Here is a 21391-nt window from a genome sequence, read left to right as displayed (position 1 = left end):
CCCTGTGATAAGGCCCGGGAAATGTTCAATAAGGGGGCGCAATCATTGCCGTTTGCTACCTGATGGCCGCTAGGGCTTCAAATGCAGGCATCAAGAGGCTAGTCTGCGGGGCATTGGTAGTGCCTCTGCCTGACTACTACAAGAAACTGGCTGATGACTGATCTGTCCCGAATTCCTGGCTTGGTTGCCGCACCCAATGTACTGGGTGGGCATTTCTATCGACCCCCGCTGCCGGCCAGTTATGTGCCGCGACCTGGGTTGTGTGAGCGCCTACTGGGCGGCCTGGCGGGGCGTCTGTTGCTGGTCAGTGCGCCGGCCGGTTTTGGTAAAAGCTCATTGGCCATCGAGTTCTGCGAGCATCTGCCCGAACAGTGGCAGAGCTTGTGGCTGGGTTTGAGTTCGCGGGACAGTGATCCTGGGCGCTTTCTCGAGCGATTGCTCAGTGGGCTGCAACAGTTTTTCCCGGGCGTGGGTCAGGAAGCGCTGGGCTTGCTGCGCCTGCGCCAACGGCATCAGCCTTTTGCCTTTGAAGAGTGGCTCGATGGTCTGCTCGATGAGCTGGCGCTGCGCCTCGATCCTCAGCAGCCCTTGTTGCTGGTGTTGGATGATTATCACCTGGCCCAAGGCGCGGTACTTGACCGCTGTTTACAGTTTTTTTTGAGCCACCTACCGCCCGGTTTGGTGATGTTGGTGACCAGTCGTCAGCGTCCGGACTGGCATCTGGCACGCCTGCGCCTGTCGCGTCAGTTGCTGGAATTGCACGAGCAGGATCTGCGCCTCTCGGATAGCGAAAGCACCGCGTTGCTCAGGTTGCAAGGCGCCGAGCTGTCGGCAGACGCGCTGGCTGCGCTGTTGCAACGCAGCGAGGGCTGGGTCGCGGGGCTGCGCTTGTGGTCGCTGGCCGTCAGTGAAGCGCAGGAGTCGGCGACGTTACCGGCGTTGGTACAGGGTGGTGACGGGCTGATTCATGATTACCTGCTGGAAGAAGTCATCGAACGCCAGCCGGCTGATGTGCAGGCCTTTCTCTATGAAACGGCCAGCCAGGAGCGCTTCTGCGCCGAGCTGTGTGATGCCCTGCGCGATGCCCATGACAGCGCCGCGATTCTCCGTCACCTGCAGGCGCATCAGGTTTTTCTGGTGCCGCTGGATGAGCAGGGCAAATGGTTTCGCTATCACCACCTGTTTTCCGATTTGCTGCGCAGTCGGCCGCAGCCAACCTCTGGCCTGCATCTGCGCGCGTGTCGCTGGTTCAGCGCGGAAGGCCTTCTGGATGAAGCCATCGAGCAGGCGTTGCGCGCGGGCCAGCCGGACGTGGCGGCGAATCTGGTGCAGAACCTTTCCGAAGAACAATTGCTGGCCGAGCAGAACGTTGCCACCTTGCTGCGCTGGAAGATGGACTTGCCTGACAGCCTGCTGACCAGCACGCCACGCCTGATTCTGCTCTACGGCTGGGCACTGGCGCTGGCCTGTCAGCTGGACGCCGCCGAAGAACTGCTGGCTGAACTGGGGCGCTTTCTGCCGGCCCGCGAGCGTAGTGAGCAGGAAGGCTTGCTGGCCCAGTGGCTGGCGCTGAACGGGGTGATTGCCCGCGGTCGTGGCGACAGCGCCAAGGCTCAGGCCTATTGCAGTGAGGCGCTGAGCTGTCTGCCGCTGGATCGCTACGGGCAGCGCCTGATGTGCCTGTCCAGCCTGGCTAACCTGGCGATCGTGCACGGCGATCTGTGGCGGGCGCGTGGGCTGAATCGTGAGGCTCTGGAGCTGGCGCAACGGGTCGGTAACCCGCTGTTCGAGGCCCTGGCCCATTACGACCGTGCGCGGGTATTGCAAGCCCGCGGCGAAGTGCTGCGTGCGCTGGACGAGGTGCGTCAGGGCCAGCAGCGCCTGGCCAAGCTACCGGTCCAGCGGCAGTACGCCGCACGCGGACGGTTGACCCTTTACGAAGGCTATCTGCTGAGTCTGCGCCTACAACCAGAACAGGCCCACCAGCGCCTGCTGGCCGGGATTGCCGAAGCGCGGGGTTGCCGTGATATCAGTGTGCTGATCGGTTATTGCGTGCTGGCCAGCCTGGAAGGGCGCTGCGGCAACCTGCCGGAGGCTTTTGCCCAGTTGGCCGAGGCCGAGCGGTTGATGCATATCTGGGATATTCCGCCGATCTATTACCTGGCGATGATCACTCTGACCAAATGCGAGTTGTGGCTGCGTCAGGGGCAGACCGAGCTGGCGGGCGTCTGGCTGAGTCGTTTGCTGGATGCCTATGGCGGCGAGCAGGCGGCCGCCGCGCCGGAGTTTCATCCACAGCTGCCGTTGCATGTGCAGCTGCATCTGGCTACATATGAGCGTTTGCAGGGCGAGGATGAGCAGGCCGAGCGGCGTTTGCGCGGCTTGAGTCAGCTGGCGCAGAACGCGGGCGGTCAACTGCTGGGGGTGATTGCGCAGATGCAGCTGACAGAATTGCTGCGTGACGCCGGGCGCGAACGCGAGGCCCAGCAGCAGTTGCGCAGTGCCCTGCAAGCGGCGGCAGGCGGTGGCTTGCTGCCGTTTCATGGTCTGCTCACGCGACAGCCAGAATGGCTACGCGAGCAGTTGCTGGGGCAGGAGGCCAGTCCGCTGATCGAGGCCTTGCAAAAGCATCTGCCGCAGGCGCAGCCGCTGGTCAGTCAGGACGATTATGCTGCTGTGGTCGATGCCCTCAGCTCGCGGGAATTGGCCGTACTGCAACTGATCGCCCAAGGTTGCTCCAACCAGGAGATCAGCGACAGCCTGTTTATCTCCCTGCACACGGTGAAAACCCACGCCCGTCACATCAACAGCAAACTCGGTGTGGAGCGGCGTACCCAGGCGGTGGCGCGGGCCAAGAGCCTCGGCCTACTGCGCTGACTCCGCCGGTACCGATAGATCCAGGCTGCGCGCAGATGCTTTGCGTGGTTGCGCCGCCGCGTTTGCCAGCTTGGCTTGTACATCCTGCTGGATGCTTAGCAGCACCGGCTGCAGTTCGCGCATGTTTTGCTGCACCTCGGCATAAGCATGCTGCTGCGCCAGTTGTTCGACGCGTTGCAACAGGGTTTCACGCACCTCACCGCTCAAATGGATAAACAGCTCGGGCAGTTGCTTGCTCAGCTCGGCGCTGTAGAGCACCAGTTCTTCGCGGCCAAACTGTTTGGTCAGGCCCAGATAGTCCAGGGCGCTGGAGGTGAGCATGGCCGCCGCCGCCTTGGTTTCATGCAGGCCTTGCAGGCGCACCGGGTTGCTTTGCTCACTTTCCGAGAGGGTCATCCAGAATTCGGTGGTCAGGGTAAACAGCACGGCTTGCTGGCGCAGTGAATAACTCATCAGGCCCAGCGCTTCTGCGGCATAGGGCTGTTGTACCGCGCGGAAATCGAAATACAGGCGCATCAACTCCTTGAGGCGGAATAACGCTTCGCGGGCTTCGTTCTGCCGCAGCTCCAGCGGGGCGTAGATGTTCAGCTGCGGGCGGAAGTTCTCTTCGCTGACCATGCGCTGATAGATCGGCCCGGTGAACTCGCCGCTGCGCCGGGGCAGGGCGTTGAGCTGGGTGCTGTCGACCTTGTTCAGCGCCTCCAGCAGTTGCTGGTAGTCGGCACTGTTCCAGGGCTTGTGGATATCCGGAATCTTCTGTCCGAGGTAGAACAGTTCGGCGGCCTGCACGGGCGCAAGCAGAACCAGCAAAAGGATGGCCAGCGGTAGGGTACGGCGTGATGGTAGCGTGTGCGGCACAAGAACAATCCTGCGGAGTAGGCGTGGCCCAGCGTAACCAGCTTGGCGGCTCGCGTCACCCGCGCCTTGGTTGGGAAGTGTGCGATGCAGCAGGCGTTGGCAGAACTGGGTGCCGTTCGCGCGGTATTCGAAGACCTCGGTGGTTACGGTGCGGTGGCCCAGCAGCAGGAGCAGGATGGCGACGGGCCGCTGATCGGCCATCTGCAGCGCACCAATATTCAGCTGGCGGCAATTCCGGTATTTGCCCGCAAGGGCTTGGCGGACACCACGGTGAATGACCTGCTGGCGGCGGCCAATGTGTCGCGGCGCACCTTCTACAAATACTTCGAGAACAAGATGCAGGTGCTCGAAGGTATCTACCAGACGGCAGTATCCCTGCTGCTGTCACGCTTCAGTGAAATGCAGAGCATCGCCGGCAGCCCACAGGCCTGGTTAGAGGGCATGGTCGGACGCTACTTCGACTATCACCTGGCGGTCGGGCCGATTATCCGCCTGATGCAGGAAGAAGCCCTGCGCGCCGATTCACCGCTGGCCGCACACCGGCAGCGTGCACATACCGAGATGGCGCGGTTACTGGCCGAGCGTCTGCATGGCGCGACCCGCGCGGCGGATCCACTGACCTACCGTGCGCTGATCTGGGCCATGGAGGCGGCCTCGCTGGAGCTGCTTGGCCGCGCCGCCAAACGCGAAGAAATCGAGCAGGCCAAGCGTGTGCTCAGTGAGCTGCTGATTGCCTCGCTGTGTCCTGCGTCCGGCTCAACCTAGGTTAGGCGTCAGCTTTGGGCGTACATGCTCTGATAGACCGGATGCGTCTTTCCCATAACAAAAATCTTAGAGGTGCCTGCATGTCTGCTTCCAGTCTCTCGCTGACGCCACCGCTGGCGGCCGGTTTTGCCCGCCTGGGTTTTGGTGCCCTGCCGCTGGAGCGCCTCAAGGCGCGCTATGGCAATGCCGCCAATGGCTCGCGTTATATCGAACTCGATGGTTTCAATCTGCACTACCGCGATGAGGGCAGTCGCGACAAACCAGTGCTGGTCTTGATCCACGGCGTGGTGGCCTCGCTGCACACCTGGGATGACTGGCTACCAGCCTTTGCCGCTGATTACCGGGTGATTCGTTTCGATGTGCCGGGCTTCGGCCTCACCGGCCCGGCCCGCGATGGTGTGTATTCCGCCGAGCGGATGATCAAGGTCTTCGGTCTGTTGCTCGACTACCTGGGCGTGAGCAAGGCGTCGATTGTCGGCAATTCCCTGGGTGGTTATATCGCCTGGAATTTTGCCCTGGCGCAGCCACAACGGGTGGAGAAACTGGTGCTGATCGACCCGGCCGGTTATCACATGCACAAGGTGCCGTGGATGATTGCCGCCGCTGCTTTACCGGGTGCCACCGTGGCCATGCCGCTGTGGATGCCGCGCGCGTTGATTGCCCAGGGCATCAAGGAAGTCTACGGCGAGCCGGCACGGATCAAGCCGGGTGTGGTGGACCGCTACAACGATCTGACGCGTCGGCCAGGTAATCGCCGGGCGATGATGGATATCTTCCGCGTGCTGCTCAAGGTCAACAAGGACGAGCTGCACACCACACCGGCACGGGTGGCGCAGATTCAGGCACCGACGCTGCTGCTGTGGGGCGAACGTGACCGCTGGATTTCGCCCAAGCACGTGCCGCTTTGGCAGCGCGACCTGCCGGGGATTCAGGTGAAAACCTATCCGGGCGTTGGGCACATTCCGATGGAAGAAATCCCGCAGCAAAGCGCGGCCGATGCCCTGCGTTTTCTTCAAGGCTGATCGAACAGAAGCCGATTGCGGTGGCAACAGCTGCCGCAGTCGGTGAACAACAGAGGAATAAAAAAGGGAGCCTTCTGGCTCCCTTGTCGTTTGGCTGCAGTGTCCGGCTCAGGCAGCCTGGCTTTGTACAGGCAGATCGAACTCCGTACGGGTCTGGTAAAGCAACTCCAGGTTGTTGTGCTCCCAGGGGTGGAAGTTGGGCTTGAAGAAGTCGCGATAAGTGCTGATCAGCGGGCGGAACACGCCTTCCTTACCCCACATCCACTGGATACCATCGCGCCATACGCGCCAGTTCCACAGCAGGCCGTCCTGTTTCAGCATATGCGCCAGGCCGCGGGTGGTGTCGAGCACGAAGAAGAAGGTGCCCATCATCATGGCCCTGCGCAGCAGTTTGCGGCTGCCGCAGACCTGGTTGTACACGTCGAAGGCCACCGCCTTGTGCTCGGTTTCCTCCAGCGCGTGCCAGCGCCACAGCCGCACCATGGTGGGGTGGGCGCCCTCCAGATGTTTCGGGTCCTTGAGCAGTCCATCGGCCATGATCGCAGTGATGTGTTCCAGCGCGGCAGTGGCCGCGAGTTGCCTTTGCGGCGAGAACTTCTTCTGGGTGTAGCGAATCCGTGCCTGGGCGCGTTTCTCGATACGGGTGATGTTGTAACCCAGGTCACGCAGGCGATTGCTGTATTCCAGGTGCTCGCGGCTGTGGTGGCCTTCCTGACCGATAAAGCCACGGATCTGCTCTTTCAGCACCGGGTCATCAATCTGGTCGCGGAAGTGCCGCACCGAGTCGATAAAAAAGCGCTCGCCATCGGGGAACAGCACCGACATGGCATCAAACAAATGGGTCTTGAAGGCATCGCCGCTGTGCCAGTGGCGGGGCAGTGGATTGGGGAAATCGAAATCCATATGCCGTGGGCGAATCTGCAAACCTTCCGGGGTAGTGCTAACCATGCTGACTCCCTGAGTCTGTGACTGAAGCGTGGTCTCACTATGGATTCACCAGGCGGCTCGGCAAAGGTTCACAACAGCCAATGTTTCGGTCATATGTGGCCAATATTGCACGGGTGTGCCAAGCGCTGTGAGGCCTCCTGAGCACCATCGGCATGCTCTATTGCCCACGCTAGAGCCATGCCGCAGCGAAAATCAGCTCCTGTGGCGGTCGTGCCCTGCATGCGCCCAACCTTCGGTTGTGGTGATTGCCTGAACAAGCCCCGAGTATGGAGCGGGCCATGCAGCGACTGCACAGACTGAGTAAGGCGATGGCTGTGCCGCAGGGCGGCCCTTGTCGGCTTTTGTCGAACAGGGTTATCGTCGCTGTCGGTGGTCATATCTGGCCAGATAATAAGAAAACCATGAAGCCATCACTGAATTTCTCTGCAGAACTGGTTCCTGTTGCCTACGCCGCTGCCTTGCTCGACCTGGTCGAGGAGCTGGGCGTACCGCGCGCGCAGCTATTTGCCGAGGCGCGGGTGCGCCCCGAAGTGCTGGGCAATCCGCAGGGGCGGTTGTCCTTTATTGATTTCACCCAGCTCACTAGCAGCGCATTGCGCTTGTGTGACGAGCCGGCGCTGGGCTTGCTGCTCGGGCAACGGCTGAATGTTTCGACCCACGGCATCCTCGGTTATGCGGTGCTGTCCAGCGCCAACCTGGGCAAGGCCATGCAGTTCGCCCTCAAGTATTACCGCGTACTGGGCCTGACCTACGAACTGGAAATGGTCGAGCTGGGCGCGCGGATCGAACTGCGCGCCAGCGAAACCATGCCGCTGGGCCCACTCAGTCGTTTTGCCGCAGAAGGTTTGCTGACCAGCCTCTACACCATTGCGCGGTTTCTGGTGGGCGAGCGCTTGCAGGATGTAGAGGTGGGCTTTGCCCATGCCGCGCCGCATTATGCCGAGCGCTACGAGCGCCTGTTTGGCGTACCGGTGGCGTTTGAGCAGCCTTACCACCGCCTGAGCATGCCAATCAGCTATCTGGACCGACCCATGGCCTTGGCCAACCCGGCCACGGTGCAGATGTGCGAGCAGCAATGCGAAGCCCTGCTGGCCAGCCTGGATGTACAAGACGGGCTGCTGACCCGTGTGCGTCGCTTACTGCTGGCGCGGCCCGGTGATTTTCCCGACCTTGCCAGCGCCGCCGAAGCCCTGCACACCAGTGGCCGCAGCCTGCGCCGACACCTGTCCAGCATGGGCACCAGCTACCAGCAGGTACTCGATGAAGTACGCAAGAGCCTAGCCCTGCAATACCTCACCACCACCCACCTGCCGCTCTACGAAATCGCCTACCTGCTGGGCTTCAGCGACCCGTCGAATTTTCGCCGTGCGTTCAAGAAATGGACGGGTAAACTGCCCAGCGATTACCGCGCTGAGGAATAGGCGCATGGGAATGCAACATCCCCCATACGACAGGCCACCGCTCAGGGCCTGTCGTAGCTTTTCTTGGGAGTTTCAGATGTGCTGTTTTCTGATTACTTAGCTATCCGTTAGTAGCTCAATCTGCCGCCGCAAAGCCTCAAGTTCACTAAGCAGTGCCTGCTCTGTGTGGCTGTACTCAATCTCTTCGCCAGTATCCAAGTTCAGCCAGCGGGCATCAGCGATTCTCACTTCTTTGATTTGGCGATCATTTTCCTTTCGGCTGTCCGAGCGCATCTGCACGGCTTTGCGTAGTTCGTACTTGCTTGCCGGGTTGCCGTGGTTGATGAGTAGCGTCGCAGGCTTGTTGCAGCCAAAGCCATCGGTACGGAACAGGAAATCCAGCAGCATCTGTTGATCGGCATGGGCTGAGTAATACGGCGACATATCAATCACCTCTGCTTGGTCAGGTGACAGGCTATTTATTGGGGCTGGGAATGCTGTAGCACGCTGCATCAGCTCGGCACCTTTGCTGCCAGCAGACTGGTAGCCCGTAATAATCACAGTGTTGCGTGAATCGTCACCCCAGCGCTCTAGGTATTTAACCACTGGGCCGTTGTCGCACATGCCGGCGCTGGCGATGACGATATCGGCCTCACTGTTGGAGGGCTGCTTGGGCTTTGTCATGCTCAGATAGCCACCGTCGCATGCTTTGAAGCGGCCGTGCTCGGCCAGGCGCTGCAACATGGCTTGAATCTCATCGGCGTGCATAGCCAGCGACTCACACAGTTCAGCATTCAGGTATTTGAACTTGCCGTTAGGTGACGTGCTGCACAGGTGTTTTGCATACACCTGAGTCACCGCATGGCCCAGCGGCGCATGAACATTGGCAGTTACTGGTCGATCATTGCGGCCATGCCCCAGTGCGTGTTTGCTGGCTGGCAGGCTAACTTTCATCCAGTGCAGGACGTCCATCAGTAACTCCTGAGTACGGTGCAGCGAGAAGGCCGGCATCAAAACCTTACCGCCCTTAACGAACAAGGTGTGGGAGATCACCTCAGCCAATCGAGCCAAGCGCAGCTCATAATCCTGATGCTCTTGTGCCCGCACACGGCCGCCGTAAGTGGACTCAACAACGATGTAGTCCGTATCGGCAAACGGATGTTGGCCGCTTTTCATCAGCGGTAGATAGGCGTTCTCATCCGTCTGGCAACCCACGTCACCGCTGAAGCAGATTGAGCGATTACTGCTATCCACCTTCCAGCCAATACTGATCAAACAGGCACCCAGGATGTGGCTGCTGCGCAGGTAGGCCATCCAGATCCCTTCGGCCAAGCGGATGCTGCGACCCCACTTGAAACCGAGGTCGTCATCCAGAACGCTCCAACGAATCTGCTTTACCTCGTGTTCAGAAAACATGCCGCTCACCCGTGCTGCGTCCAGCAGCATCAGTTCGGTAAGTTCACGGGTTGCACGGGTGGCGTAAACCAAACCGGTAAACCCTTCACGTACTAGCCGGGGCAGCAGGCCACAGTGATCGATGTGTGCATGCGTGAGCAGTACATATTTGAGGCGCGCAGCCTGGAAGGGAAACGCTTGGCTATTAGCCCATTCCTCGCGCTCATCGCCTTGGTGCATACCGCAATCCACCAGAAACTGCGTGTCAGAGTCGGTGTGATGCAGCCACGTGCACGAGCCACTGACACCTTCGATTGCGCCAACAAATTTGATTTTCAACATGACTATTTCCTTTCTTGGGGCGACAGCCGGCGCTGCTCTTGGGCGCTCAGCCGAGCTGTCTGAATTAAGTTTTTTAGATGTGGCGAAGCGTGATGAGGCTCAGTCGCTCAAGGCCAATGCACTGGCCGCCGAGGGGTAGTGCCGGGCATACAGCCCCTGATACAGCTGTTCGGCGAAATGCCTTTCGCGCCGGTCAGCCGCACTGTCATGGCCGAGGTAGGGAAGGTGGTCGATAAAGCGGTTAAACACGCGCTCGCAATCGCTGCGGTAACGACGGGTATCCAGAATATGCGCTTGCCACAACTGCCAGGCTGCACCAGAAGGTATCAGCAGTTGATTGGGGTAGCACTTCTTCAGGTTAAGAAAGCGCCGGTACTCCAGCTCGGCATTGGCCCAGTCCAGGCATTGCGCCTGGGGGGCGAAGTGCAGAGCAAATAGATCCAATTGCTCGACAGCGGGATCGAAGGGAAGTGGTTGAAGGTTTGTCATGACTGGCTCCTCTGTGATGACGGAGCCAGTTTCGATGTGTGGATTCCACACAAAAGACCGTTTATCGCCAATCTTCAAGCAGCGCTTTCACGGCTTTTGAATCGCGATAGTCGCGAATAATCAGATCACGATATTGCTCAAGTGCGGGGGTATCGCCCTTGATCTCTAAGGCCGTCTGGTAGGCCTTTTCGATATCACCGTTCAAGTAGTACGCCATCATGATGTACCCCTGAGACAGAGCCGCCGCCTGAACAGCCGCCAAGTGCAGAAGGCTTGTACAGTGAGCGGGGCCAATACCCATTTGTGGCAATGTGTCGGCAAACGGGTTGGGCAGCGGCTCGCTTTGCAGATCGCAGCCCCCCGCCAGCATTTCCAGGAAACCGGTCAGCTGAGAAGGGATGAATCCTTGGCCGGCTTGGCTCTGTTGGTCGATCAACAGCGTCTTAGCCCAAGCGGCATAGCTGGCCCGTATTGCGGCATCGGTGAACAGCTTGAGCACGACCTTCGGCTCGGCGAACACCCCTTGCAGCAATACCGCGTTTACCAGACATGTGCGATCCGCAGCGTTAAGGCTCAACCGCTTTTTCTCGCTGGAACTGTATTCAAAGCGTTCCTGCTGCAGCGTAATCAACTGCGCCGTCGCCAACACCTTGACCAACGTATTGACCGCATTACGCAATGTAGGGTGCTTAGCTAGAGGGATGCCAAGCGGGTCGCCAACGGCTTGTTGCAGTGTTACCCAGCGTTCAGCGGCCACAGGATGCCTCCAGTAAACGCTCAACAGAATGTTGGCTGACAGAGTCTGTCGAGTAATTGGCAACCTGCTGCGCTTGGCTGAACCAGTCCGGCTGATTGCAGCGCTGATGGCTTGACCATTGCGCTACCGCTCGTAATTCATCATTGCGCCGGTACTCAACAATAACGCCCCGGCAGTAGCCCGCCTGCATCCCCTCAGAAACCGAACCAAACCAGCTGACCAGCTTGTTCTCCTGGCCATCGCGCTCGTACATCGCCACGAGTTCATTGCAGGCGTTAACAAGCTTGACTGACTCCGGTTCAGATGACCTGGCCAGGGCGCAAGCGGGTAGCAAAAAGAGGAGGGATAGATAGCGCAGCATCACGACTTGGACTCCATGTCAGGTGTATTCAACGTAGGTTCAACAGCATCGGCGCGAGGACTGTTTTGCGCCGTATGGTCGATAAGTGCGGCAGGGGCGCACAGGTACAAGGCCAGTAGGTAGGTGCCCAGCCAGAGTGGCTGCAGCAAGATCGGCTCAATCAGCAGCGTAAAACGCCCATGCAGCAAAGCACCTACGCCGACGATTAATGAGGCAACGCCCAACACGCTGAGCAGCCTGACCAATCCCTGCCAGAAGCTGTAGCCAAAGAGCCGACAGTAGTAAGTGAAGCGCCGCTCTAGAACGATCAACAGTACAAAAGCGATGATTTCAAAGCGCGACAACTCCAGTATTCCCCGGCCGTGCTCGAAGCAGCTTTGGTAGGTGAAGAAAAGTCCAATCACGCCCAACATGGGCAAGAGCGAGGCCAGTGAGAACAACAGCAGTTTTTGCAGCCCGTACGTCAGGCCGGAATCAAGGATTACGAGTAATGAAACAGGGGGCTTAGCCACAGTCAGGCATCCTTTCCAGTCAATCTTTTATGCAGTACGCAGGCGTGCGTATTAGGTTTTATCGAAGTGCGGCAAGCGCGCTTTCAGCCGTTCAATTGTCCAGCGCCACTTGGGCGTAGTGGGGCGGCAGACGGTGTTTTGGTTGCCGAACAGACCGACTTCTTTGATGGCTTGTTCAACCGGCACGGTTTGCAGCCACTCCACCGCCACGAAGTATTCGCACAGCGTTGGGTCGTCGCGGTGTTCGGCGTGGTAGGTGCCGCGTGTGGCGGCTTGCAGCACCGGAGTATCGACGCCGTTGTGGATCACGGTGAAGTCTGCCGCCGCCGTGGCCCGCCCGGTGACGCGGCCGACGCCGACGTAGCCTTGCTGCGGAATGTTGACCCACACCCGGTCGCCGGGGGCGAGCATCTTCAGGCTGTTGCTGTACCAGGTGCCGCCACCGCCGCAGATAAAACCCAAGGCTTGCGCATCCAGCCAGGAGCGCGTCGAACTGTGGCCAAACGAGCAATAGAACTCACCATTCCACGGCTCACTCGGGCCGTCGCTGCGGGTGTTGCTGGCATTGGCCTGGGTTGCCACCGGGTCGAGCAGCCAGGAGCGGCTGATCAGCTGTTGCGCGTCCTGCTGGAACACCTGAAAGCACAGCACGTTGATGGCGATATCGCGCTCGCTGAGGTACGCGACGATGCGCTCGGTGCTGGCATCCAGCCCGGACGCAACGATGATGATCTGGTGGCTCTGGTTGAGCGCCTCTTCATCCAGCGGTAGGCCGAAGTAGGCCTTAAAGTCAGCCGCCAAGTCGGCGTTCTGGCGGTAGCGTTTGTAGATGGCAGCAATATCCTCGGCGGCCAGTTTCTCCACCCACGAGGCATAGTCCAGCGCCTGCGCCACCACATCACGCGGGGTGCGGTCGCGCTTGAGTTCGATCAGCACCAGGGAGGCATCCGGGGCGATGGCCAGCAGATCGATCCGCCCACCCAGTCCGGTGCTTTCCTGGCGGCCGATCAGCATCCACTCTTCCGACAATAGCCGTGGCGCGCTGACGATCATGTCTTCCAGCAACTGCTCGCTGGGCAGAATAGTCTCCTGTAATAGTGCCGGCGTTAGCCCAACACTCCAGACTTCTGTTTTGATTGGCATTTCTCATGTCCCGGAGCGGAGAGGTCAGAGCTGTTTGCTGTTATACAAACGGCGTAGTTAGTAGTCCGGAATAGCAAAAAAGCTCCGAAAACTATCTAAATTTCACATTTAGACTGGATGAACTCAAAAATCGGACGGAATGGTTCGAAGCAGTCAGCATCCAATGTAGGTACGATATTTTTGGCAAAAAATACCTTGTCACCAATGAATTCAATTATCTCGCCGCCCCCTGACGTTGATTTCTTATGAAACCATTGATTGAGTAAGTCTTCTTTGTAAAAAAGTAACTCAATGGATAAGTGGGAGTCCACACCTTTGCCCCACGGTTTTCCTTTGGGGTCGAGAACTTGCCGTTTCAGTATCTCAATGTCAGGTACTGGTAACAGCAAAGCATAATGAGATTTACACTTGAGTTGCTTTGACAAGCCTTTGTAGGGGTCAGTAATTAGGTCGCATTCCTTCTTGAGACCATTCCAGTCATCAAAAGCCTCATCAAAGTCGAAAAGAGCGAACATGATTCGGCCGGGGAAATTTTTTTCAAGCTCTTCGCGCGAAAATAAATTTCTCAGAAATATTCTGTCGAAAGCATTCTGAACTACAAAGCTGCACTTCTGTGTTGGGTACAGCTTCATCCATGCGATTTCCAGAATCATTTCATCAGTTATGCCCTCTGTAAACAAGACTGCGCCGGTGGTACTTTTCAGAGCATGATGAATATTAAGTCGAGCCTCGCTCTCAGAGAAGGAAATGAGACCGGCGGAGAGTGACTTTATGACATCTGCCTTGTTTACTTTGTTGACTACTACCTTGTCGCCGTCAAGCTCGAATAGATTTATAATATTCTCGTTTGCGGTCGTGATAGTCGAAGCACTATGGCTGCTCATTAATAAATGGCTGTTTTTAGCCGCAGTATCAGTGATTTCTAGAACTTGCTTCAGAAACTCGAACTGCCATTCAGGATGTAGAAACGAATCAGGCTCATCTAATAAGGTGAGGCAGTTTCGGTCTTTGAACAATTCGACGATGGAATAGATATAGACCGACTGAAACTGACCGTCACTGAAGTTAGCGATGCTCGCATCCAGACCGCTGTTGAGTTGGAGTGGTATTGCAATGTCCGCCAGCATTCCAAGTGTTTTCAGATTGTCGAGCTGGCGGAAAAATTCCTGAGCGCTAACGTCGACAAATTCCCGTTGAATCTTGGCAATGTCGAAATATAGAGTGTAGCGATCGTCCGAGGAGAAATAGCCTTCGGCTAACGCCATATCGCTAGGTTCTTGACTGATGCACTTAGTTAAACGATCAAGGAACGTTTTGGTAATGCCTGCCGGTTTCCAGTACCGGTCACTCTCATCATTGTTTTCAATGTTATAGCTGATGCCCTTCGCGTAGACGGGGCGCTTGAGTTCAAGTCTGACTACGGGTTGAGTAAGTCCCCGCCCCCCGGGTTTCGTGATTCCGAGTGTGGCTATGCCGAGCTTGTTGCAGATGAATTGCTGAGCTTTGTTGTCTGATTTCTGCATCAGCAGCACCGCCAGCAGGAGAGCTTTGTATTCAGGGCCTATACCGATAAAACGGCGACTTTCATTAAATTCAGCGTTTTTGATGCGCTTTCTGAAAGCGTCTTCGTAGTCATTTACTACTCCAGCAACGATGTCGTTATGACCGGAATAGTAGATCAATACATTGTCTGGTAGCAGTGTTTCTCCGATGGTTGTGCGTTCTCGGCCGTTAATGGTCAGTCTACCTGCTTCCCAAGTAATCTCTGTGGCTATTCCGTTAACTTCGTACTCTATGAAATAGTCGAATTTAGGCTCTATTTTTTCCCTGCCGTATTCGTAGAGATGACGGAATATTTCTAACAGGGCTTCGAATAGGTTTGACTTTCCACTGCCGTTTTTTCCGACAAATACATCTATGAAACTACTACCATCAAAGCTTATGTCGAAATTCTTAAGATTTTTGTAATGACTGATCGAGAGTGACTTCAGGCGCATGGTGAGTTTCCTATACCTCAGCCATTAAGGCGCTGAGCAGCTCGGCCTGCTTGCAGTTGGCTGCAGTTATTTTTTGCTTGAGGGTGTTACACAGGTGTATTAGCTGATCGAACTTTGCAACGATACGGTGTTGTTCTGCGAGCGGAGGGAGTGCAATTGGCAAGTTCAGGATCTGCTCGCGCGACACATTTTTCATGGAACTGCTGGTACCGCCGGCTACCTGCGCGTAGTACTGGCGTGCATGTGGTGCACTGTTGACTAGATTTACATAGCGCCGATTACACCAGTCGGTCAATTTGAGGCGTACGATCTTGTCACTTAGCATCAGTCGGCTTGGTGTCGTTTCTACCACGACGCTCCGTGCCACAAGCGCTGCTGTGTTTGCGCGGGAGACAAGAAAGTCACCCTCAGCAACCTCGTGCTCGGGGCGAGCTTCTAGATTTGCGGGTAGCGCCTTGTTTTCCTCGGGGTTGTAAGTCCCCCAGGACACGGCACTAACCTTGAGTACTCCCCATTCGTTGCCCTCTCTGGGTCTCGACTCACAGCTTGGACTCCAGCCTGCTCCACTGTCGATAACCTGGCTACCTAGTCGGCTCCATTCCCAATTTTGCGGTAGTTCGAATGGTTTTTCTTTTTCGCCAATCTCTGGCAACGGCTTCTGCTTCTTGACCTTACCCTGAGCTACCAAACGCGACTTATCCGAGGCAATCCGCCTTAGCAACTCACTGGCGGGCTCATCTTTTGGGTCCTGCTGCACTAGTTTGCCCATCACGGCCAGTTGCAGCAGACCCTTCGTTAGAGCGTCGATGCTGGATTCTGTGGTGAACAGGGTGTGGAAATTTTCGGCTAGGCGCTGCCAGTTCGCTGCGAAGTTGGTGGCGTCGCTGGCTTGAGGCAGGTTATCCAATGTCTGTCGCTCCAGGGCTTCGGCCAGTAAGGCCTTGAGCTGTTCACGTAGCTCGCTGATGTCGCCTTGTAGCTTGGTGTAGTCACGCAGCAGTTTGTCGGGGTCGTGACTGATCTGTTCGCCGATATGCGGGTTTTTGCAGTCCAGGTTCCAGTTACACGCCTGCAGTTCTTCGACGCTGACCTTCCAGGCAAATTGGCTCTCCACCCTTGCGGCAAAGCCATCGGCCTCGTTGCCCCACCAGGCTTCTTCCACGGCGAATTCTTCGACATACATGGGGCGAGTTTTCGAGTAGTTCTTTACCCCAGCCGGGTACTGGTGTTCGTAGAACCACACCTGTTTGGTGGGCGTGCCCTTGGTGAAGAACAGCAGGTTGGTTTTGATGCCGGTGTAGGGGTTGAACACGCCGTTGGGCAGGCGAACGATGGTGTGCAGGTTGCATTCGGTGAGCAGTTTTTCCTTGATGCGGCTCTTGATGCCTTCGCCAAACAAAAAGCCATCGGGCAGCACCACGGCGGCGCGGCCACCGTCTTTAAGCAGCTGCATGATCAGCACCAGAAACAGGTCGGCGGTTTCCCGGGTGCGGAAGGTGGCGGGGAAGTTGGTTTCGATGCCGTCTTCTTCCATGCCGCCGAACGGCGGGTTGGCGACGATGCAGTGCACGCGCTCGCTCGGGCCCCAGCTGATCAGCGGTTTGCTCAGGGTGTTGTCGTGGCGGATCTGGCTGGGTACCTCGATGCCGTGCAGGATCATATTGGTGGTGGCCAACAGGTGCGGCAGCGGTTTTTTCTCCACGCCGAAGATGCTGGCTTGCAGGGTACGCTCGTCCTCGGCGGTTTTTACATAGCGGCTGCGCTTATGCTCGATGGCGCAGGTGAGAAAGCCGCCGGTGCCGCAGGCCGGGTCCATGACCTTCTCGTCCAATTTTGGATCGACCATACGCACCATAAATTCGGTGACCGGGCGCGGGGTGTAGAACTCGCCCGCATTGCCAGCGTTTTGCAGGTCGCGCAGCAGTTGCTCGTAAAGGTTGCCGAACTCGTGGCGTTCCTGGGCCTTGTTGAAGTCCACGCCTTCCTGAATCTTGTTGATCACCTGGCGCAGCAGCTGGCCGGACTTCATGTAGTTGTAGGCGTCTTCAAACACGCTACGCACCACGAAGGCGGACGGCGTGTTGCTGTACTCGTGCAGGTTTTGCAGCTGGGGGAACAGGTTGTTATCGATAAAGTCCTTCAGCGCATCGCCGGTCATGCCTTCCGGGTCGGCAGCCCAGGTGCGCCAGCGGCAGCTCTCGGGAATAGGCGAGCGGTAATTGTCGTCCATCAACTCCCACTCTTGCTCGCGGTCATCGAAGATCTTGAGGAACAGCAGCCAGACCAACTGGCCAATACGCTGGGCGTCGCCATCGACGCCAACGTCTTTGCGCATGATGTCCTGGATGGATTTGATGGTGCTGCTGATGGACATAACGAACTCTCGGTAGGTACGGCAAAACGGGGGATTGTAATGATGTTGGAGGATCAGGTGGGCAAGGCTGCGCCGTTGCCCACCCTACGCCAGCTACAAGAGGCCGGTTAGCTGGCGTAAAGGGCGTCTTCCAGTTCATGGATGGCTTTTTTGTAGGCGGGCTTGCCGCCAAACACATCGACCAGCTCTTTGATTGAGCCCATTTCCTTGAATGGCGGAATTGTGAGGATTTGGAAGTCCTCGATATGCTCGATGCCGGTGTCGGCGTATTTATCCAGCAGCGCCTCCAGCACCTGGCGGGCTGCGCCGGAATATTTGGCGAAGTAGTTGCGCTTTTTCACCTGCTCGGCGCGCTCTTTACGCGACAGCGGCGGTTGGTCAAAGGCGACGTGGCAAATCAGGTCGAACGGGTCGAGGGGCTTGCCCTGTTTCTTTTCCACTTCTTCGGCCAGGGCTTCCCACATCACGCCCTGGGCGGCCATTTCGTCGATGATGGCTTTCTTCTGCTCGGCATCGCTCCAGCGCCGCAGGAAGTCATCCAGCGAGGCGAACTGTTTTTGCACGCAGGCGCGGGTGTAGTCGTGCAGCGATTCGGTGATCAGCCGACCATCCGGGCCGTAGTACTGCACGCGCTCGGCGATGACATAGATGGGGATGCTGTCGATGACGTATTTGATGCGTTTTTTGCCGCCGTCCTCGCCGGTAAAGTCCAAGTCATCACCTTCGGCGTCGCTGCCAGCGCTGATGCCATCGCCTTCCAGTAAGTCGTCGGGCGGCACGGGCGGCTCGCTGCCTTCGGGGGCGTAGACCACTACCGGGTCACCGTCGAAGGCCGGGTCGGCAAACAGCTCGGTGGCCTTTTTGAAGTCCATGATGGTGAACCAGTACTTGCCGTAATCCTCATTGATACGCGTGCCACGACCGATGATCTGCTTGAACTCGGTCATCGATTTGATGTGCTGGTCGAGCACGATCAGCTTGCAGGTCTGTGCATCGACGCCGGTGGTCATCAGCTTGCTGGTGGTAGCTATAACCGGGTAGCGCTCTTCCGGGTTAATGAAGTTATCCAGCTCGGCCTTGCCCTCCTGGTCATCGCCGGTGATACGCATAATGTACTTGCGGTTCTCGGCCACACGTTCGGGATTTAGGTTGACCAGGGCTTGGCGCATGCGCTCGGCGTGGTTGATGTCATCGCAGAAGACGATGGTTTTTTGGAACGAGTCGGTGGCCTTAATGAACTCTGTGACCTTCTGTGCCACCAGCTGGGTGCGCGCCTCGATGACCAGGGTGCGATCCATGTCTTTAAGGTTGTAGATGCGGTCTTCGATCAGCTCGCCATTCTTGTCGAGCATGCCTTTGGGCGGCCGCCAGCCCTGCAGGTCTTTGTCAAAATCAATGCGCACCACTTTGTAGGGCGCGAGAAAGCCGTCTTCGATGCCTTGCTTGAGGGTGTAGCTGTACACCGGCTCACCGAAGTAGGTGATGCTCGACACCTCTTTGGTTTCCTTCGGTGTGGCGGTGAGGCCGACATGGGTGGCGCTGGAGAAGTAGTCGAGAATCTCGCGCCAGGCGGAATCCTCGGCGGCGCTGCCACGGTGGCATTCGTCGATGACAATCAGGTCAAAGAAGTCGCGGGAGAATTGCTTGTAGACGTTCATCTCTTCTTCAGCGCCGGTGACGGCCTGATAGAGCGACAGGTAAATCTCGTAGGAGGTATCGATCTGGCGTTTGGCGATCTTGGTCATCGCCTGGCCGAACGGCTTGAAGTCGTTGTTTTTGGTCTGGTCGACCAGGATGTTGCGGTCGGCAAGAAACAGGATGCGTTTCTTCTGCTTGGACTTCCACAGTCGCCAGATGATCTGGAACGCGGTGTAGGTTTTGCCAGTGCCGGTGGCCATCACCAGCAGCACGCGATCTTGTCCACGGGCCACGGCCTCAACCGTGCGGTTGATGGCGTTCATCTGGTAGTAGCGCGGGGTGCGCCCAGAGCCGTCGTCGTAATAGGGCGCGGCAACCTTGTGCTGGGCTTGGTCGTCCAGCCCCTTCCACTGGCAGTAGCGTTGCCAGAGTTCATCCGGGCTGGGGAATTGGTCGAGGCGCAGTTCGGTTTCGACCTGGGTACCGGTGCCACTGCGGTCATGGAATAGAAAACCATCGCCATTGCTGGAGAACACGAACGGCACATCCAGCGCCTCGGCATAGCCCAAGGCTTGCTGCATGCCGGAACCAACGGAGTGCTTGTTGTCCTTCGCCTCGATCACGGCGATGGGTAGGTTCTTCTGGTAGCTGAGGACGTAGTCGGCGCGCTTGTGTTCGCCACGGCTGTGCAGCTTGCCGCGGACGATGATGCGGCCTTTGGTAAAGCCAAATTCTTCGAGCACTTGCTTGTGCATGTCCCAGCCGGCTTGCTGGATAGCGGGGGCGATGTACTTGCTGCAAATGTCCCGTTCGGAAAGCGACTTTTTGTCCATAACCCCAATTCCCTTTCAAGCCGACCTGGTCGCTCCATGCCGGCACTGCTGATGGTGCGCGATGGGCGTAAATGTACCTTGTTTGCGCTGGGTTGTGGCTCGGGGCATGCTAGGGATTGAAGCTAAGGCCTGTTGGCGGCACCCTTGGCGCACGTTGCGGGTGTGCCGCCCCCGTGCCATTCAACTGTTGGAGTCTGTATGCAAACCGCTCAGCCTGCGCTAATCCGCGAAACCTTCCCGGTCGGGCCTTTGCAGTGCAACTGCACAATCATCGGTGACCCTGTGACCAAGAAGGCCATCGTGGTCGATCCGGGTGGTAACCCCGAGCTGATCATGGCGCGTCTTGAGGCTCATGGCCTGAAGGTGGTGAGCATCATTCATACCCACGCCCATCTGGATCACTTTCTCGCCTCGGGGCAGATGAAGGAGAAGACCGGGGCGACCCTGCATCTGCATAAAGAGGATCAGTTCCTCTGGGACAACCTGGAAATGCAGTGCCGCATGTTCGGCGTGCCTTACACGCCGGTGCCGGCACCGGATCAGTGGTTGAGTGATGATGAGGAGTTAGCCTGCGGTTGCGGTGTGGCGCTGCACACGCCGGGGCATACGCCAGGTTCGATGAGCTTCTGGTTCCCCCAGGACAAGCTGCTGATCGCTGGCGACACGCTGTTCAAGCGAGGTATCGGCCGTACTGATTTGTGGGGCGGCGATTACTCGACCATTGAGCGTTCGATCAAGCAGCGCCTGTACAGCCTGGACGAAGACGCCACGGTGGTTACCGGCCATGGCGCCGATACGCGGCTGGGTGATGAAATGCGCGAGAACCCGTTTGTCCGCGCCTAGCAGGCCATGTGTCTGCCTGCTCAATCACTCCTGAAAATGAACTTTAGCTACGTATCGGGCTCGAAAACCCAGGTGCAAACCTGTCCCGATCCGATATTCAAAGGAAGTACGCATGAAGCTGTGGCGAAATCTGGCTGTTGTTACCCTCGGTCTTGGCGTACTCGCCGGCTGTACCACCAACCCCTATACCGGTGAGCGCGAGGCAGGCAAAGCGGGCATCTATGGTGGTGTTGGCGCAGTGACTGGTGCGGTGATTGGTGCGGCCACATCGAGTAAGAAGGATCGCGGCAAAGGTGCCTTGATCGGCGCTGCAGTCGGTGGTGCGGCCGGTGGTGGCTACGGCTATTACGTCGACACCCAGGAAGCCAAGTTGCGCCAGACCCTGCAGGGCACTGGCGTGCAAGTGCAGCGCAATGGCGATGATTTGAAGCTGATCATGCCGGGCAATATCACCTTCGCCAGCAACTCGGCGGATATCTCCAGCAGCTTTTATCCAACCCTCAATTCTCTGGTTACGGTGTTCAAGGAGTTCGATAAGAACGGTGTGGACATCGTCGGCCATACCGACAGCACCGGCTCGTTGGAGTTGAACCAGAACCTCTCCAACCGCCGTGCGCAAAGCGTCGCCTCTTACCTGAGCGCCAATGGCGTTGCGGCGTCGCGGTTGTCGTCTTATGGCGCCGGCCCGAATCAGCCGATAGCCAGCAATGCCAATGAAGCCGGTCGCGCACAGAACCGCCGGGTAGAAATCAACCTGCGTCCACTGTAACTGCAGGCTGTAAAAAAGCCGTGCACTCGGTCGAGTGCGCGGCTTTTTTGTGCCTGCGATTCAGGCTC

17 protein-coding genes and 1 pseudogene are annotated in these 21391 nt (G+C 57.7%); 6 read left to right on the top strand and 12 right to left on the bottom strand.

What is annotated here, in order from left to right:
• The first annotated feature begins 153 nt into the window (after positions 1-153).
• Positions 154-2877, top strand: a complete 2724-nt coding sequence (locus RHP75_RS16655) for a LuxR C-terminal-related transcriptional regulator (RefSeq protein ID WP_311089176.1) — start codon at positions 154-156, stop codon at positions 2875-2877.
• Here RHP75_RS16655 and RHP75_RS16650 read toward each other — a convergent pair.
• Positions 2866-3735 carry a hypothetical protein gene (locus RHP75_RS16650; RefSeq protein ID WP_311089175.1) on the bottom strand — a complete coding sequence of 290 codons (870 nt, stop codon included), beginning with the start codon at positions 3733-3735 and terminating at the stop codon, positions 2866-2868. The genes RHP75_RS16655 and RHP75_RS16650 overlap by 12 nt on opposite strands.
• 84 nt (positions 3736-3819) lie before the next feature.
• Between RHP75_RS16650 and RHP75_RS16645 the strand changes: the two genes are divergently transcribed.
• Both RHP75_RS16645 and RHP75_RS16640 read left to right on the top strand, forming a co-directional pair.
• Positions 3820-4500 carry a TetR/AcrR family transcriptional regulator gene (locus RHP75_RS16645; protein WP_090382661.1) on the top strand — a complete coding sequence of 227 codons (681 nt, stop codon included), beginning with the start codon at positions 3820-3822 and terminating at the stop codon, positions 4498-4500.
• An 80-nt stretch (positions 4501-4580) separates the two neighbouring features.
• Positions 4581-5522 carry an alpha/beta hydrolase gene (locus RHP75_RS16640; protein ID WP_311089174.1) on the top strand — a complete coding sequence of 314 codons (942 nt, stop codon included), beginning with the start codon at positions 4581-4583 and terminating at the stop codon, positions 5520-5522.
• Between the two features lie 108 nt (positions 5523-5630).
• Here RHP75_RS16640 and RHP75_RS16635 read toward each other — a convergent pair whose 3' ends face one another.
• Complete coding sequence (locus RHP75_RS16635) at positions 5631-6470, bottom strand: metal-dependent hydrolase (protein WP_233683827.1); 840 nt, start codon at positions 6468-6470, stop codon at positions 5631-5633.
• Positions 6471-6871: 401 nt separating this feature from the next.
• Between RHP75_RS16635 and RHP75_RS16630 the strand changes: the two genes are divergently transcribed.
• Positions 6872-7891, top strand: coding sequence for an AraC family transcriptional regulator (locus RHP75_RS16630; protein ID WP_311089173.1), 1020 nt, complete (start codon positions 6872-6874; stop codon positions 7889-7891).
• 96 nt (positions 7892-7987) lie between these two features.
• On the opposite strand, the gene RHP75_RS16625 is transcribed toward RHP75_RS16630, so the two are convergent.
• The 10 genes and pseudogenes from RHP75_RS16625 to hsdR form a co-directional block, all read right to left on the bottom strand.
• Positions 7988-9607, bottom strand: a complete 1620-nt coding sequence (locus RHP75_RS16625; RefSeq protein WP_311089172.1) for an MBL fold metallo-hydrolase — start codon at positions 9605-9607, stop codon at positions 7988-7990.
• Positions 9608-9706: 99 nt separating this feature from the next.
• The gene (locus RHP75_RS16620) at positions 9707-10096 is read right to left on the bottom strand and encodes a hypothetical protein (RefSeq protein ID WP_311089171.1); all 390 of its coding nucleotides are present in this window, start codon (positions 10094-10096) and stop codon (positions 9707-9709) included.
• A gap of 61 nt (positions 10097-10157) precedes the next feature.
• The gene (locus tag RHP75_RS16615) at positions 10158-10853 is read right to left on the bottom strand and encodes a hypothetical protein (protein WP_311089170.1); all 696 of its coding nucleotides are present in this window, start codon (positions 10851-10853) and stop codon (positions 10158-10160) included.
• Positions 10843-11217 (bottom strand): hypothetical protein, encoded by a 375-nt coding sequence (locus tag RHP75_RS16610; RefSeq protein ID WP_311089169.1) that lies wholly within the window; start codon positions 11215-11217, stop codon positions 10843-10845. Before RHP75_RS16610 ends, RHP75_RS16615 begins: the two co-directional genes overlap by 11 nt.
• Positions 11214-11726 (bottom strand): hypothetical protein, encoded by a 513-nt coding sequence (locus RHP75_RS16605; protein ID WP_311089168.1) that lies wholly within the window; start codon positions 11724-11726, stop codon positions 11214-11216. The genes RHP75_RS16610 and RHP75_RS16605 overlap by 4 nt, the downstream gene beginning before the upstream one ends.
• Positions 11727-11777: 51 nt before the next feature.
• Positions 11778-12869: an endonuclease NucS domain-containing protein gene (locus RHP75_RS16600; RefSeq protein WP_311089167.1), complete on the bottom strand. Its 1092-nt coding sequence runs from the start codon at positions 12867-12869 to the stop codon at positions 11778-11780.
• Between the two features lie 95 nt (positions 12870-12964).
• Positions 12965-14866 carry an AAA family ATPase gene (locus RHP75_RS16595; RefSeq protein ID WP_311089166.1) on the bottom strand — a complete coding sequence of 634 codons (1902 nt, stop codon included), beginning with the start codon at positions 14864-14866 and terminating at the stop codon, positions 12965-12967.
• 10 nt (positions 14867-14876) lie between these two features.
• Positions 14877-15062 (bottom strand): restriction endonuclease subunit S, encoded by a 186-nt coding sequence (locus RHP75_RS16590; protein ID WP_311091968.1) that lies wholly within the window; start codon positions 15060-15062, stop codon positions 14877-14879.
• A gap of 714 nt (positions 15063-15776) precedes the next feature.
• Positions 15777-17240 (bottom strand): annotated as a pseudogene (locus tag RHP75_RS16585) (N-6 DNA methylase); the annotation flags it as partial.
• A 107-nt stretch (positions 17241-17347) separates the two neighbouring features.
• Positions 17348-19711, bottom strand: coding sequence for an EcoAI/FtnUII family type I restriction enzme subunit R (gene hsdR, locus RHP75_RS16580; RefSeq protein ID WP_311089165.1), 2364 nt, complete (start codon positions 19709-19711; stop codon positions 17348-17350).
• A gap of 198 nt (positions 19712-19909) precedes the next feature.
• Here hsdR and RHP75_RS16575 point away from each other — a divergent pair, with 198 nt between their 5' ends.
• The gene (locus RHP75_RS16575; RefSeq protein ID WP_311089164.1) at positions 19910-20554 is read left to right on the top strand and encodes an MBL fold metallo-hydrolase; all 645 of its coding nucleotides are present in this window, start codon (positions 19910-19912) and stop codon (positions 20552-20554) included.
• Positions 20555-20666: 112 nt separating this feature from the next.
• The gene (locus RHP75_RS16570; RefSeq protein ID WP_311089163.1) at positions 20667-21323 is read left to right on the top strand and encodes an OmpA family protein; all 657 of its coding nucleotides are present in this window, start codon (positions 20667-20669) and stop codon (positions 21321-21323) included.
• The last annotated feature ends 68 nt before the right edge of the window (positions 21324-21391 follow it).

The organism is Pseudomonas sp. SG20056 (genome assembly GCF_031764535.1).
GTDB lineage: Bacteria > Pseudomonadota > Gammaproteobacteria > Pseudomonadales > Pseudomonadaceae > Aquipseudomonas.
The sequence above is the reverse complement of the archived record's forward strand: the minus strand, read 5'-3'. Positions and strand labels throughout refer to the sequence as shown.

Coding starts and splice junctions, on each gene's coding strand:
- RHP75_RS16655 (WP_311089176.1), top strand. CDS start 154: ATGACTGATCTGTCCCGAATTCCTGGCTTGGTTGCCGCACCCAATGTA.
- RHP75_RS16645 (WP_090382661.1), top strand. CDS start 3,820: ATGCAGCAGGCGTTGGCAGAACTGGGTGCCGTTCGCGCGGTATTCGAA.
- RHP75_RS16640 (WP_311089174.1), top strand. CDS start 4,581: ATGTCTGCTTCCAGTCTCTCGCTGACGCCACCGCTGGCGGCCGGTTTT.
- RHP75_RS16635 (WP_233683827.1), bottom strand. CDS start 6,470: ATGGTTAGCACTACCCCGGAAGGTTTGCAGATTCGCCCACGGCATATG.
- RHP75_RS16630 (WP_311089173.1), top strand. CDS start 6,872: ATGAAGCCATCACTGAATTTCTCTGCAGAACTGGTTCCTGTTGCCTAC.
- RHP75_RS16625 (WP_311089172.1), bottom strand. CDS start 9,607: ATGTTGAAAATCAAATTTGTTGGCGCAATCGAAGGTGTCAGTGGCTCG.
- RHP75_RS16620 (WP_311089171.1), bottom strand. CDS start 10,096: ATGACAAACCTTCAACCACTTCCCTTCGATCCCGCTGTCGAGCAATTG.
- RHP75_RS16600 (WP_311089167.1), bottom strand. CDS start 12,869: ATGCCAATCAAAACAGAAGTCTGGAGTGTTGGGCTAACGCCGGCACTA.
- RHP75_RS16595 (WP_311089166.1), bottom strand. CDS start 14,866: ATGCGCCTGAAGTCACTCTCGATCAGTCATTACAAAAATCTTAAGAAT.
- RHP75_RS16590 (WP_311091968.1), bottom strand. CDS start 15,062: ATGAAAAATGTGTCGCGCGAGCAGATCCTGAACTTGCCAATTGCACTC.
- hsdR (WP_311089165.1), bottom strand. CDS start 19,711: ATGGACAAAAAGTCGCTTTCCGAACGGGACATTTGCAGCAAGTACATC.
- RHP75_RS16575 (WP_311089164.1), top strand. CDS start 19,910: ATGCAAACCGCTCAGCCTGCGCTAATCCGCGAAACCTTCCCGGTCGGG.
- RHP75_RS16570 (WP_311089163.1), top strand. CDS start 20,667: ATGAAGCTGTGGCGAAATCTGGCTGTTGTTACCCTCGGTCTTGGCGTA.